The organism is Patescibacteria group bacterium (assembly GCA_018897195.1).
Lineage (GTDB): Bacteria > Patescibacteriota > Patescibacteriia > Patescibacteriales > UBA12075 > JAHILH01.
Genome location: JAHILH010000004.1, coordinates 165,343 through 179,578, shown reverse-complemented (window position 1 = coordinate 179,578; position 14,236 = coordinate 165,343). Strand labels below are relative to the sequence as shown.

The 14,236-nt window shown below is 31.1% G+C and carries 15 protein-coding genes and 1 tRNA gene; 12 read left to right on the top strand and 4 right to left on the bottom strand.

Annotated features, from left to right (window positions below; translation table 11 throughout):
- The first annotated feature begins 70 nt into the window (after nt 1-70).
- From KKD45_04245 to KKD45_04225, 5 genes are all read left to right on the top strand, one after another.
- Nucleotides 71-141 (top strand) — tRNA-Cys (locus KKD45_04245).
- 767 nt (nt 142-908) lie between these two features.
- A complete protein-coding gene (locus KKD45_04240) occupies nt 909-1,289 on the top strand; it encodes a TraR/DksA family transcriptional regulator (GenBank protein ID MBU4309707.1) in 381 nt (126 codons plus the stop codon).
- A gap of 7 nt (nt 1,290-1,296) precedes the next feature.
- Nucleotides 1,297-1,755 carry a signal peptidase II gene (locus tag KKD45_04235; protein ID MBU4309706.1) on the top strand — a complete coding sequence of 153 codons (459 nt, stop codon included), beginning with the start codon at nt 1,297-1,299 and terminating at the stop codon, nt 1,753-1,755.
- 114 nt (nt 1,756-1,869) lie between these two features.
- A complete protein-coding gene (galT, locus tag KKD45_04230) occupies nt 1,870-2,805 on the top strand; it encodes a galactose-1-phosphate uridylyltransferase (GenBank protein MBU4309705.1) in 936 nt (311 codons plus the stop codon).
- Nucleotides 2,806-2,876: 71 nt separating this feature from the next.
- Nucleotides 2,877-5,777 (top strand): penicillin-binding protein, encoded by a 2,901-nt coding sequence (locus tag KKD45_04225; GenBank protein ID MBU4309704.1) that lies wholly within the window; start codon nt 2,877-2,879, stop codon nt 5,775-5,777.
- 56 nt (nt 5,778-5,833) lie between these two features.
- Here the strand turns inward: KKD45_04225 and dnaN are convergent, their stop codons facing one another.
- A complete protein-coding gene (dnaN, locus tag KKD45_04220; protein MBU4309703.1) occupies nt 5,834-6,967 on the bottom strand; it encodes a DNA polymerase III subunit beta in 1,134 nt (377 codons plus the stop codon).
- Nucleotides 6,968-6,983: 16 nt separating this feature from the next.
- Nucleotides 6,984-8,342 carry a chromosomal replication initiator protein DnaA gene (gene dnaA, locus KKD45_04215; GenBank protein ID MBU4309702.1) on the bottom strand — a complete coding sequence of 453 codons (1,359 nt, stop codon included), beginning with the start codon at nt 8,340-8,342 and terminating at the stop codon, nt 6,984-6,986.
- Between the two features lie 690 nt (nt 8,343-9,032).
- On the opposite strand from dnaA, the gene rpmH reads away from it, so the two are divergent.
- The 3 genes from rpmH to KKD45_04200 all read left to right on the top strand — a co-directional run bounded on the left by rpmH (nt 9,033) and on the right by KKD45_04200 (nt 10,292).
- A complete protein-coding gene (gene rpmH / locus KKD45_04210) occupies nt 9,033-9,170 on the top strand; it encodes a 50S ribosomal protein L34 (protein MBU4309701.1) in 138 nt (45 codons plus the stop codon).
- Nucleotides 9,171-9,270: 100 nt separating this feature from the next.
- On the top strand, nt 9,271-9,519 hold the full coding sequence (gene yidD, locus KKD45_04205) for a membrane protein insertion efficiency factor YidD (GenBank protein ID MBU4309700.1): 249 nt from the start codon (nt 9,271-9,273) through the stop codon (nt 9,517-9,519).
- A 32-nt stretch (nt 9,520-9,551) separates the two neighbouring features.
- Entirely contained in the window at nt 9,552-10,292 is a 741-nt protein-coding gene (locus KKD45_04200; protein ID MBU4309699.1) for a YidC/Oxa1 family membrane protein insertase, read from the top strand.
- Between the two features lie 30 nt (nt 10,293-10,322).
- On the opposite strand, the gene KKD45_04195 is transcribed toward KKD45_04200, so the two are convergent.
- Nucleotides 10,323-11,072, bottom strand: a complete 750-nt coding sequence (locus tag KKD45_04195; protein MBU4309698.1) for an acylglycerol kinase family protein — start codon at nt 11,070-11,072, stop codon at nt 10,323-10,325.
- A gap of 38 nt (nt 11,073-11,110) precedes the next feature.
- Nucleotides 11,111-11,482, bottom strand: coding sequence for a polymer-forming cytoskeletal protein (locus KKD45_04190; GenBank protein ID MBU4309697.1), 372 nt, complete (start codon nt 11,480-11,482; stop codon nt 11,111-11,113).
- A gap of 965 nt (nt 11,483-12,447) precedes the next feature.
- Between KKD45_04190 and KKD45_04185 the strand changes: the two genes are divergently transcribed.
- The 4 genes from KKD45_04185 (at nt 12,448) to KKD45_04170 (ending at nt 14,233) form a co-directional block, all read left to right on the top strand.
- Complete coding sequence (locus KKD45_04185; protein ID MBU4309696.1) at nt 12,448-12,690, top strand: metal-sensitive transcriptional regulator; 243 nt, start codon at nt 12,448-12,450, stop codon at nt 12,688-12,690.
- A gap of 64 nt (nt 12,691-12,754) precedes the next feature.
- Nucleotides 12,755-13,078, top strand: coding sequence for a thioredoxin (gene trxA / locus KKD45_04180; protein ID MBU4309695.1), 324 nt, complete (start codon nt 12,755-12,757; stop codon nt 13,076-13,078).
- A gap of 56 nt (nt 13,079-13,134) precedes the next feature.
- A complete protein-coding gene (locus tag KKD45_04175) occupies nt 13,135-13,584 on the top strand; it encodes a hypothetical protein (protein ID MBU4309694.1) in 450 nt (149 codons plus the stop codon).
- Between the two features lie 121 nt (nt 13,585-13,705).
- Nucleotides 13,706-14,233, top strand: a complete 528-nt coding sequence (locus KKD45_04170) for a rubrerythrin family protein (GenBank protein ID MBU4309693.1) — start codon at nt 13,706-13,708, stop codon at nt 14,231-14,233.
- Nucleotides 14,234-14,236: the final 3 nt, after the last annotated feature.

Sequence of the window (14,236 nt, the reverse complement as noted above, 5' to 3'; positions counted from 1 at the left end):
TCTTTGATATATTAAAAACATAAACAACAAGGATAAAAAGTCTCCCACATTCTTGTTTTTTTTATTTAACGGCTTGATAGCCAAGTGGTAAGGCAGAAGTTTGCAAAACTTCCATCGTGGGTTCGATTCCCTCTCAAGCCTCAAAATTATAAAAAAAGACTTAAGTCCAGAGTTTTGTGGACTTAAGTCTTTTTTATTCACATTTAAGTCCAGTTTTTACTGGACTTAAATAATAAATAAACACCATATAATTACTACTTAAGTCCACAAAACTCTGGACTTAAGTTTTTAATTAGACACACTTTATCCACAAAAAATATCTATTTTTATACATTTCGACTTAAGTCCACAAAACTCTGGACTTAAGTTAAAAAAGTTATCAACAAGCCCCCTTTTGACCAAAATTTTATATTTAATATTAGCTATAAAATAAAACACTTGCCTGGATTGACTCTCTCGCCCGAATGTGGTATACTTTATTTATAAAGCAAAAGAGCACATTATATATTAATATAATTATTTTTTACTGGTCATTACTGCTAGATCTGACATAGCAAAAAAACAAAAATAAAAAAAAGGTTGGTCCTAATCATCAAAAAAGATCGAGAGCAACCACTAGACTGGTAAAAAATTCAGCTTCCTAAAGTCAGAAAGAAAGCTTCACCCCTACAGAACGATATTTTTGGTTCATTGCCAAAAACATTCTGAGGGATGGAGCTCAGACAATAGCCCATAAATTCATTTGTTTATAACAAGAAGGGGCCCGTCTGGGCTCCTTTTTTTTATTTTTTAAAACCCCCCAACCTTGCCAAAATAAATTATTTCCTATATACTGAGAGTATAAATTTTACCCTAGCAAAAGTGCTGGTTGGCTTATATTAAATAACAACCTTCATTTCAAAAAATATATGAGTACAGAAAAAGATCTATTTGCAACCCTAAGTCCAGAAGATATTAAAAAAATCAAAGAGAATCTTATTTTAGAGCGGGTTGAAATATTAAAAGAGGTTAACGATATCACCGACGGAGCTGATAATGTTAAATTTCCTGAGTTTGGTGACAAGTTAGACGAAAACGCTCAAGAAATCGATGAATACACTACCAACCTAGCCACGGATAAAGTATTAGAATCAAGTCTTCGCGACATTGATAAAGCCTTAGAACGTATTGAAAATAAAACTTACGGAGTTTGTAAGTATTGTCACAAACCAATTAACCCAAAAAGATTATTAGCTCGCCCTGTTGCAAGCGCCTGCGTTGAATGTAAAACAAAATTACAAAATCAATAAAATACTCATGAAATTTATTGAAAGCAATAAATTATTTCAAAAAAAGATGGCTACCTGGTTTTTGTTAGCCATCTTTTTTGTTATCCTAGATAGGTTTTTTAAAATTGTTAGCGTACAACAGTTTAATTATGTATTAATTACTGACTGGCTCAAATTTAGTTTAGCTAAAAACTATTTTATTGCCTTTTCTATTCCTCTTTCTGGAACTTTACTAAACTATACTATCTTTTTTATTATTATCGGGTTAATCTTCTCTCTTTTAACCAATAAAGGTCAGACAACCGCTATTAAAGGCGCTTTTTCCTTTATTATTTTGGGTGCTTCTAGTAATTTATTCGATCGACTTAAATATGGCTATGTTATCGACTATTTAAGCGTTAAGTGGTTTACAGTTTTTAATATAGCTGATGCCATGATTGTTTGTGCAATTTTTTACTTACTTATAACGGAATTTAGAAAAAAATAATCAATTTTTTCTCATTAACCTTGTTTGTTTTTTTAACAATTTTTTTTAATACTCACTAACTTTATCTAATTAATTATATTTGTTATAATACAGGCATTACATTAATATATATTTATGAAAAAATCAGAAATTAGAAAGGATTATCTATTGGACAAATACGTCATTATTACACCTGGTCGTGCTGCTCGTCCACACGACATCAACGAGCAGACTATTATAAAACATAATGATGATTGTTTTTTTTGCCAAGAAAGTTTAAAAAAACAACAAAAAACAATAAAAAATTATTTATTAGATGAAATTAAAGAAAAAAGCAAACAACAGATAGCGGTAATTAGAAATATTTTTCCCGCCCTTTCCGTAGATAATAAAAAAGCTTATGGTTATCAAGAGGTAATCGTTGAAACTCCTTATCACTCCAAGGAATTAGGAACCCTATCAGAAAAAGAAATTGAAAATGTTTTAAAAATATACTCACACCGAACAAAAGAACTACAAAAAGACAAAAAAATTGACTATATTTTATGTTTTAAAAATCAAGGGTCAAAGGCTGGCGCCTCAATAGCCCACGCTCACTCGCAAGTCTTCGCTAGTAGCATTCTACCACCAGATATAAAAAACGAATTAGAATTAGCTAAACAGTATAAAGAAAAAAATAAAACTTGTTTTTATTGTGACTTATTAAAAAAGGAGGCCAAAACAAGTAGAAAAATATTTGAAGACTTGCACGTTGTCGCCTTTGCTCCTTATGCCAGTGAATATCACTATGAAGCTTGGATATTTAGCAAGCGCCACTTAGATAATATCACAAAACTTAACAAACAAGAGTTTAAATCGTTTGCTAAGGTTTTAAAAAAAATCCTTCTTAAACTTAAGGCTTTGGATATTTCTTATAACTATTTTTTACATCAGGTTGTTTCAGACAATGATCAACATTTTTATCTAAAAATTCAACCTCGTGATAGCGTCTGGGCAGGTGTTGAACTTGGTTCTGGACTTATTATTAACTCTGTCGCTCCAGAAGCCGCCGCTCAATATTATCGAAAATAATTTGAAATTAAAAATAATCAATTTCCATTCTTACAAAAAGCCAATGGCTTTTATAATTAATATATAAATAAATGCCAATACCACACATGCAAAATAATAATAGTTGGAGGGACAACAATAAAAAACCTTCATTCGTTAATAAGAAAAAGTCTTTTGCTGATCGACACAAAAAAACCGCTGGTGATTTTTTTTCCCGCCTCAATTTTAAGAAAAACTTTCTTATTTATGCTTTATCCAGTCTCCTGGTTTTTGGCTTAATTGTTGTTGGTTTTGTTTTATGGTTATCAAAAGATCTCCCTAATCCAAACCAACTAATTAATCGAGAAATTGCTCAGAGTACTAAAATTTATGACCGCACTGGTGAAACCATTCTTTATGAAATCCATGGTGATGAAAAAAGAACACTAATAAATCTTGATGAAATACCAGATTATGTTGAACAAGCAACCATTGCCGTGGAAGATAAAAATTTTTATAAACACAGCGGTTTTAGTTTTTTCGCAATCTTAAGAACAGCTATTACCAATGTTCTTTTTGGAAAAAAGGCTGGTGGCTCAACACTAACCCAACAATTTGTTAAGAATTCTGTTTTAACAAATGAAAAAACCTATACTCGAAAAATAAAAGAGTTAATTCTCGCCTACCGTTTGGAAAAAAAGTTTAGTAAAAATGAAATTTTACAAATGTATTTAAACGAAATTCCTTATGGTTCTACCTCTTATGGTGTTGAGGCAGCTAGTCAAAGATATTTTGGAAAAAATGTTAAAAATATTACTCTAGCCGAAGCCGCTGTTTTAGCAGCGCTACCTCAAGCGCCTAGCCGTTATTCCCCTTACGGGACCAACCTTGAACTTTTAATGGGCCGCCAGGAACATATTTTAGACCTCATGGTTGAACAGGGTTATATCACTAAAGACCAGGCCGATGAAGCAAAAAAATATCCACTCGAATTTCAAAAACAAGATGAAAATATTAAAGCGCCTCATTTCGTTATGTACATCAAAGAATTGCTAGCAGAAAAATACGGCGAAAAAATAATTGAACAAGGCGGTTTAAAAATATACACCTCCCTTGATTTGTATAAACAAACCATAGCGGAAGAAGTTCTCAAAGAACAGGCCGAAAAAAATCTAACAAATTATAAAGCAACGAATGCAAGCTTAGTTTCCATTGATCCAAAAACTGGCGAAGTGTTGGCCATGGTTGGTTCAAAGGATTATTTTAGTAAAGATATCGACGGACAAGTTAACATTGCCTTAAGCAATCGTCAGCCTGGCTCATCTATGAAACCTTTAGTTTATGCCGCAAGCTTTTTAAAAGGCTATTCGCCAAACACCATGCTTTATGACGTAGTAACAAATTTTTCCAACGATCCAGCAAAATCCTACGAACCGCACAATTATGACAGCAAAGAACATGGTCCAGTTAGTATGCGCATGGCGCTCGCCGGCTCTCTAAACACACCCGCCGTTAAAGCCATGTACCTCGCTGGGATTGATAATGTTTTAGACTTAGCCGACAAACTTGGCTACTCAACCTTAAAAGATAAAGACCGTTTTGGTTTATCTTTGGTCCTGGGTGGTGGAGAGGTTAAACTACTAGAACACGTGAATGCTTATAGCGCCTTTGCTCGTGATGGGGCTATTCATTCCATAAAACCTATATTAAGAATTGAAGATGCGAATGGAAATATCATGGAAGAGTTTAAAGATTCGGAAAGACAAGTTCTTGACCCCAATGTTGCGCGTATGACCACCGATATCTTGTCAGATAATAATGCACGCGCATATATTTTTGGTATTAAAAATTGGTTAACCTTTAGTAATGATCGCCCAGTCGCTGCTAAGTCTGGTACAACTAATGATTATCGTGATGCTTGGACAATTGGTTATACTCCATCAATTGTTACTGGTGTCTGGGTTGGCAACAATGATAATAGTGAAATGAAGCGCGGCGCCGATGGCGGTGTTGTTGCCGCTCCAATTTGGAATAAATATATGAAAAAAATCCTAGGCGATACCCCCATTGAATACTTTAAAAAACCAGAAATCAAATCCACTGGTAAAGCAGTTCTCGATGGCGGTAATCCTCTAGAAAAAATTGTTCTCGTTGATAAAACCTCTGGCTTATTAGCCTCTAGCTCAACTCCGCCAGAATATGTTGAGGAAAGAAAATTTATCGACCCACACAGTATTCTTTATTACGTTAATAAAGATAATCCAGCTGGACCTATCCCAACAAACCCAGCCAATGATCCTCAGTTTAACCTTTGGGAAACAGCAATAAAAACCTGGGCTGATAAACAAAACTTTGCCACATCCTCAGTACCGACCGAGATTGACAATATTCACACCCTGGAAAATCAACCAACCTTAACCATCTTAAGCCCAGTTAATAATGAAACTATTACCAACCCGATTTTAACCGCAACTATTGAAGCTCAGGCAAAAAGAACAATTACGCGAGTTGAATATTATATTAATGACAACTTGTTTTACACCAATACTCTGTTCCCTTACAAATTAGAAAAAGCAATTCATTTTTTACCAAATGGTTTTTACAACCTAAGAGTTAAAATTTGTGACGATGTGGAAAATTGCAAAAGTGAAACTATTGAATTTAATCTTAAGCTCGCAAATAACAAAAATGTTTCCCCAGCAGAAATTTCTTTAACCAACCCACAGGCAAACGCTGTTATTTCCAATTCTGGCTTCCCTTTAAATATTTCAGTAAATATTAATGATATCGATCAGGTAACTAAAATAAATTTTTACTACCTTAATGATAAAAACACGGCGACTCTAATAAGTTCCCTCCAAAATGAAAATGTAAAAACTGAAGCTATTCGATGGGCTGAAATTCCTGCCACTGGTAGCTATAAACTATACAGCGAGGCTGTTCTCTGGTCTGGTAAACTTATCAAAAGCGACGAGGTTTCTATTACTATTAACAACACGGAAATAAAAAATTAAATTAATTTTAAAAAAACAGCCGCTAATTTAGCGGCTGTTTTTTTATCTAGTTTTATTTATTGTTTTATAGGCATGATGACATATAAATAATCGTCCTCCTTAACAGAGCTTAACAAACAAGGCGTATTGCCATTAATTATTTTCAATTTAATAGATTCATCATTGATATTATTAATTCCATCTAATAAAAATTTATAATTTAATACCACTCCATTATCATCCCCTTCTACTTGAGCATCGAGCTCAACTACATTCTCACCGGTCTGACTAGAGGTTGAAGAAATAATTATTTTATTCTTATTTGCTGGTAAATCAATATTTACATCATTAATACCCGTCTTAGAAAAAATTGAAGAAGTTTTTACCGCCCTAATCAACTCACTCTTATTAACAATAACAGTTGTCTTACTATTAATTGGTATAATTTGTTTATAGTCTGGATATTGACCATCAATTAAACGAGAAATTAATTCCACATTACCAATCGTGAATAAAATCTGATTATCAGATAAATACATATTTAAATTCTTACTCTCATTGCTAAAATCTTCGCTTTTAATATTAGATAAAATTCTCACTAACTCCTGTAGTGTTTTTGCTGGGACAATAATTTTACTTAAAACTGCATCTTGGTTATTTTTTTTAATTTTCACTCTTTTTTCAGCTAAGCGAAAACTATCAGTTGCGGCCATAAATAATTCCTCTTCCTTAAAATCAAAAAGTACGCCTGTTAATTCTAAACGATTATCACTGTTTGAAACTGCAAAAATAACCTGTGATAAGGCTTTTTTAAATTCATCAACCGGAACTTCAAAAAAACTTTTCTTTTCAATTTTTGGAATTAAGGGATATTCTTCAGCGGACAAACCCTTAATAATTGTTTTATAGTTTTCACTCTTAATGGTTAGTTTATTTTCCCTTACCTCAAGGTCGACTTTATTATTAGGTAATAAAGAAATAAAATCGGATAAAATTTTTGCCTCAACTGTGAACTCACCTTCTTTTTCCACCTTACCACGCACTGAACACGTAATACCTAATTCCAAATCAGTAGTAATCAACTTAATTCCATCATCATTGCATTTAATTAATATGTTGTTTAAAATCGGTAGATTAACATTTTTACCAGCAATGTGGCCAACTAATTGCAAACCGTTTTTTAAATTTTCTTGCAAACTTGAAATTTTCATAAAAACTTTTTATTAATTAAATACTGCTATACATTTGATGTTTAATTGATTCAATATCTTGGCGAATCCTTTCGTTCTCCTCAACCTCTTTTAAAATCTTGTTAAATGCGTGCATGGCGGTTGTATGGTCCCTTCCACCTAATTCATAACCAATGGTTGGATACGAAGAATTAATCTCTTTACGCATTAAATACATAGAAATTTGACGTGGATAAACCAATTCCTTCTTTCGTGATTTACCAGTTATCTCCTTCACACTAATACTAAAAAAACTAGATACTGAGTCCACAATATCCTTACAAGAAAGTGATTTTGATTTAGCACTAGAAATTAAACCATTTAAAACACTTTTAGTTGATTCTACGGTTGGTTTGGAATTATTAAATTCATGAAAAGCAATTATACGATTTAAAGCGCCCTCTAATTCGCGGATATTGTTTTTAATATTATTAGCAATATACTCTAAAATATCGCGACCCAATGAGTAATTCTTCTCTTTGCATTTAGTTTCTAAAATTGCCATTCTAGTTTCAAGGTCTGGGTGTACAATGTCCACAATCATTCCCCACTCCAATCGTGATAACAATCTTTTTTCAAACGCGGGAATTGATTTTGGTGGTAAATCAGAGGTGATAATAATTTGTTTATTAGTTTGGTGTAATTCATTAAAAGTATGAAAAAATTCCTCCTGAGTTCCATCTTTACCGGCCATAAATTGAATATCATCAATCATCAACAAGTCAACATTACGATAACGATCTTTAAAATCTTTTGCTTGACCAGATTTTACTGCTTGAATATAATCATTAGTAAACTTTTCACTCGTTACATACATAATACGGTCAGTTTTATTAATCACCTCATGTCCAATTGCTTGCAATAAATGAGTTTTACCTAAACCAACCCCTCCGTAAATAAACAAAGGATTATAGGCATTACCTGGATTAGCAGCAACGGCTCGACAAGCAGCATTTGCTAACTCATTCCCTTTACCTACAATAAATTGATCAAAGGTATAACGTGAGTTTAAACCATATTTATTAATAACAATTCCTTCAGTGTTTTCACTAACTACATCTTTTTTAATTTTTATCTTTTTTAACAAGTCATCAACGGGACTTGTTTTTCGAGTTTCAACTTTATATAAAATTTCTTTAATTTTTTCACTCTTAATACTTTCAATTGCTTCACTAATTTGTGTGTGATATTTTTTTTCCAACCATGCCTTGGTAAATGTATTAGGAACACAGATTATTGCTTTCCCTTCTTCAAACGAAGAAACAAACGTATCTTTGAACCAGGTTGTAAAATTAGCTTTTGAGAGATTAAGTTCAATTTCGCCTAACACGGCTTGCCAAAGTTGATCATTGTTCATAGATTTTCAAAATTTAATTTTTTTACAACCAGGAAAGATAAACTCCTGACTATACAAAAAGATGTAGGCTTTTTATTAATTACGATATGTCTATTATAACAATTTCTTTTTTTTATTCAAACATTAAGAAATGTTTATAGTTTGTGCGCAAAAAGTGGATAACTAATTATTTAAATTTACTTAATATTAAAGACTTAAGTCCTATTTTTAAAATCTTATTAACAGTTAATTTTAATTAAACTATCTAGGCAAAAAGTATGAAAAATTTAAAATATTATTTTTTTAAAAGTTTATTAATTATTATTTATTTATTTATAAATTATAAACTGATTATAATAATAAGTCGGTTAATAAAAATGGCAAAAATTGAATTCAGCTATAACCTTAGAAAGAAAACGGGTTTAATAAACTGTGAATAAGCATAAAAAAGAGATAGGTAAAAAATTAATAACAAATGAATAAGAAAGTAAAAATTTTGTTTATTAACAATTTATTAAAATTGATTAGTATTCTAAGCACAAGAATATTCACAGGAAAAGTGGAAAACAATTTGGGTAAATTTTTACTTGAATATGGTTGTTGACTTTTATATTTAAAAATGTTACATTATGTTTATTAAAAATAAAACAAAGGAAATATAGAGTTGCAAGCATTAATTGCAAAGTTTTCAGTATTACCTTTTTGATTGACATGTCAAAAAAAACTTTTCAACCAAATACTCGTAGAGCTTCGAAAAAACACGGTTTTATGAATAGAATGGAGACTAAAAATGGTAGAAATACTATTAAAAGACGGAAGCTAAAGGGCCGGAAAAAGCTTACTAAATAAAACAAAATGAGAATAACCTTTTAAAAAATACAAGAATATAATTTCTTGTATTTTTGTATTTGTTTTTTTATTAAAAGATTTTAAAAATAAAATAAATAAAATGTTTACTTATTATCCTCGTTATCTTGTTATAAAGATTTTAAAAATATACCAAAAAACCCTGTCTCGGGATCATGGTTTATTTAAGTTTTTATATCCCTATGGTCATTGTCGGTTTACACCAACATGTTCAGATTATGCCATTCAATCTATTTTTAAGTATGGTATACTAAAAGGAGGAATAAAAGCAACCTGGCGTGTTTTACGCTGTAATCCTTGGAACAATGGTGGTTATGATCCCCTTAAATAATTATTAATAATTAAATAATATATTAAAACAATATGTTTGAAACTCTTTTTTATCAACCAATTCTTAATTTATTAATTTGGTTATATGATGTGATTCCAGGACAAGACTTAGGAATAGCTATTATTTTGTTAACTATAATTATTAAAATCCTCCTCTATTCCCTAAATAGTAAACAAATAAAATCACAAAAAGAATTACAAGAACTGCAGCCCAAAATTGAAGAAGTAAAAAATAAATACAAGGATAGCAAAGAAGAGATGGGAAAGAAAATGATGGAGTTGTATAAGGAACACAAAGTTAATCCTTTTGGATCCTGTTTACCACTTTTAATTCAAATGCCGTTCTTGTTTGCCTTGTTCCGAGTTTTTAGGGATGGTTTTGAGGATGGGGCTTTAAAATTGATTTACCCATTTATTCATAATCCAGAAACAATTAATTATATCTCTTTTGGATTTTTAGATCTTTCTAAAAAGAATATTTATATCGCGATTTTAGCTGCCTTGGCACAATTTTGGCAGGCAAAGATGATGATGTCTAAAAAGACCGAGGTTAAGGGCTCAGACTCCAAGAATGAGGATATGGCGGCGATTATGAATAAGCAGATGGTTTATTTTATGCCAGTGATGACCTTTTTTATGGCCAGTTCTTTTTCCGCTGGTCTAGCATTGTATTGGTTGGTTACTACCCTTCTATCTGCTTTTCAACAGCTTTATATTTTGAAGAAAAAAAATAACCCCAAATCGAAAATTATCGAAGGGGAGCTTATTTCTTAAAACTTTTTTTGGCTAATATTAAATAAAAAACTAGAAAAAACGGTTTTTTCCAACAATTAGGTTAATTTTTTCTTTACCTAAAGAGATTTCAACCGGAGTGGGAACCTCCATTGAATTATCTATTACCGCTGAGCTTTTTTTATTAATAAGTGCAAGATGTTTAAATTTAAAATGACTTTGCTCAGATTTGTTTGTTTTGAATAAACCAGAATTATTAGTTTGAATTAATAATTCCAAAGAGCTGTTAATGTCAGTTTCTCGGTTTTCTAAAGAGGTGTTTATAATATTTATAATCCCCTCTTTTTTTATTTCAATTGAAAAATCTTTATCAATATTTATAATTGTATCCTTGGTTGTAATTGAGACATTGAAGAGAAAAAATAAATTGTTAATTTTACCTAAACTTAATTGTTTGACTCGACGAGCAGATAATATATCACAAGCATTTTCTTCTAGTTCAATACCGAGGAATTTGGCAAGTTCATTATTTTTTTTACCAACCGGAATAAAACCAATTGGAATAATATTGGTTTTATTATCAGTGTTAGATTTAATGATTGAGTTAATAACTTGATTTAATAAATTATCATTACCAACCGCAATAATGGTTTTGGCGCCCTTTTTTAATTCATTCTCAATGGCGTTATAAATTGAGTTCATAACGCCCAGCCGGATGATTTTGCCATTTAGACCAAGATCTGTGATTCTGGTTTCTATTTTAGCAAGCAAGGGTTGGTATTTTTTTTCATTAAGATAGTTATCGTATATATAAATATGCATCTTTATTGTTTAACGCTTAAGTAGATAAAAAATAGAGATTATTTTTGTTCTTCGGCTCCGTGTTTAATCATGGTACATTTTCCATTAAAAATAGCGTTTTTTTCTATTGAAATTTGAGCCGCTTCAATATTTCCAAAAATTTTTGCTGACTTGGTGATTTCCAAATAACCTTTAATTTTGATATCCCCCGTTATCTCGCCACCGATCTTGGCGTCCAAGGCTTCAACTGAGGCTGTTATTTTTGCCTTTTCACGAACTAGTAGAAAGTTGTTTGTTTTGACACTCCCCTCAACTATTCCTTCAATAATGATGTTCCCCTGTCCATGAAAATTTCCCATTACTTTAATTGATGGTCCGATTATAGTCTCTGCCTCCTCTTTTGAAATATTATTTTGTTCCTTGTTAAACATATTTTAAATATTAATAATAATTAGTTTTTAGGTTTGTTGATTAAAGTTTAGTATATAAGAATAAAAAAAACAAGCTTTTAGTAAAGCTATTTTTAAACAAAGGTTAATTATTTTTTTGTATTAATTTGTTAAATAATTATAAATTGTTTATTGGGTAAGAAAATGAAAACTACACTTAGAGATAACAAGAGAATAGGGAAGTCTTGAAATTTAATTTTGTTTACATTACAATAAAAAGAGTTGTTGTACTGCTCCCATAGTTTAATGGATAAAACAAGGACCTCCTAAGTCCTAGACTCATGTTCGACTCATGATGGGGGCACAGAAAACTAATTTACAATACTTAAGTCTACAAAACTCTAGACTTAAGTATTAAGATGATTATAATTTAAAGTGAATAATTGTTTGTAATAACAGTTATTGTGAATATTTTTATAGATTATTAAAAATAGGCAAGTGTTTTTATCCATTAGCTTATTTTTTTTATTTAAATGAGTTCTATAAAAAACAGAATTTAGTTTTATGATCAAAATAGAAGTAGCTAATAGGGTTATTGTTTAGAAATAATTGATAAATTTGGGGTAAATAATAATACAAAAACTATATTTTAAAATAGTGGGGGATAAGTCCAGAGAACTCTGGACTTAAGTTTTAAAAATGGCTTATATTAAACAAGAAAAAACTGTGGAAAAGCAGTGTATATCTAAAATTTGATGATTTTGTCAAAAAGTGAGCAAATAAAGATAAGTCTACAGTTCTCTGGACTTAAGTCACATTTTTTAAATGGGTGGATAAGTCCAGGAAACCATGGACTTAAGTTTTAAAAATGGCTTATATTAAACAAAAAAAGTGTGTGGAAAAGTGGTGGATATGTTTTTGGTATTCATTAATTCAAGCGTTGTAATAGATGTTTTTTTATGTTTATTTAGTTGACACTATGCCAGGGTGTGTAATATAATATATTTATGAAAACACAACAACAATTGATAAATAATGTTATTGGACAACTGAATGGAGTCTCTAGGATGTTAGATGAGAATAAAGAATGTTTAGCGGTAATTGCTCAAATGAAGGCAGTGCATTCAGCGGTGGGGAGTTTAATGAATAAGTTTATTGAAGAAAATTTTATTAAGTGCACTAAGTCGTATGGGGAAAAAAGTAGTGATGATTTAATGAAGAAACTATTAATTGAATTAACCAAAAAATAATTTATTATTAAAATGATATATTTATTGTTTGTAATAAAACTTATATATATTGTACAAATAAAAAATGACTAAACAATTTACAGATGATAATTTTCAAACAGAAGTAATTGAGGCTTCTAAGGTAAAACCAGTATTAATTGATTTCTTTGCGGTTTGGTGTGGACCTTGTAAAATGCAAGGACCGATTATTGATGAGGTGGCAGAATTAATGGGTGACAAGGCAGTGGTGGGTAAGCTTAATACTGATGAGTCTCAAGCAACAGCAATTAAATATGGAGTTATGAGCATCCCCACGTTAATGATTTTTAAAGACGGAGCGCTAAAGGAAACAATGGTTGGTATGCAACCAAAGACTGGCCTAATTGAGTTGCTTAAAAAATATTTTTAATATGATCTAGTGTAAAAAGCGCAAAATCGAGATTTTGCGCTTTTTATTTTAAAAAAATGAAAAATTTATATTTAGTGAGAGTTTTACAAAGTAATTATTGCAAACTGGTTTTTTTATTGGCATTTTTTGGTAGTTATTATTTAGTGCCAGCCAATATTTTTATCGGAAAATATCGCTTATTAGTATTAGTGTTTATGTTAATTTTTTCAACTGTGGCAATGTGCGTGGTTAGAAATATCAAAGAGAAGGTTATTGTGGCACACCAATTAAAGACTTCGTTTGTGGGACTGCTTTTGTATATTTTGGGTTTGTCAGCACTACAGGTGTGTGGGATGAGCGCAACAATGTGCACTGCTAGTATTGGGGCTGGACTTGTTTCTATTATTTTTCCAGGAGCAGTCTTTAATTATTTAGTTGAATATAGTGTTTATGTTATATATTTTTCGATAATAACACAATTATTTGTTCTCCATCATTTAAAATGTTTTTTTTCTAATAATAAATAATATTTATAATTTTTTAATCTACATTTAATCTTAATTATGTATTATAATTAAAGCAGTTAGTAATTTATTTAATATAAGCACGGTCTAAATTATAAAGTAATTAGCGTGTGAAAAAAACTTTATGTTAGGAGAAAAAACGAAAAAAAATCTTGAAGCGGCTTTTGCTGGTGAATCAATGGCGCGTAACAAGTATACTTATTTCGCCAAGGTGGCACGCGAAGCCGGCTATGAGCAGGTTGCTAATGTATTTGAGGAAACTGCAAATCATGAAAAAGCACATGCAAAGCTATGGGCAAAAAAATTAGAATTAATTGGGGGTATTGAAGAGGTTTTACAAGCGGCAATTGACGGAGAACATCATGAAATTGAAGAAATGTATCCACAGATGGCTAAGGATGCAAAAGATGAAGGGCATAATGATATTGCGTTTCTTTTCGAGAAGGTGGCTGAGGCAGAAAAAATGCACCGTGAACGTTATAAAAAGCTCCTAGATAATATTAAAAAAGAACAAGTCTTTAAAAGAGATGAAGAAAAGGAGTGGAAGTGTGGTAATTGTGGATATGTGCATACTGGCGATGATGCTCCGGTGCGATGCCCAGCTTGTGCGCATGAACAAAAATACTTTGAATTGTTTGTGGAAAATTATTAATAA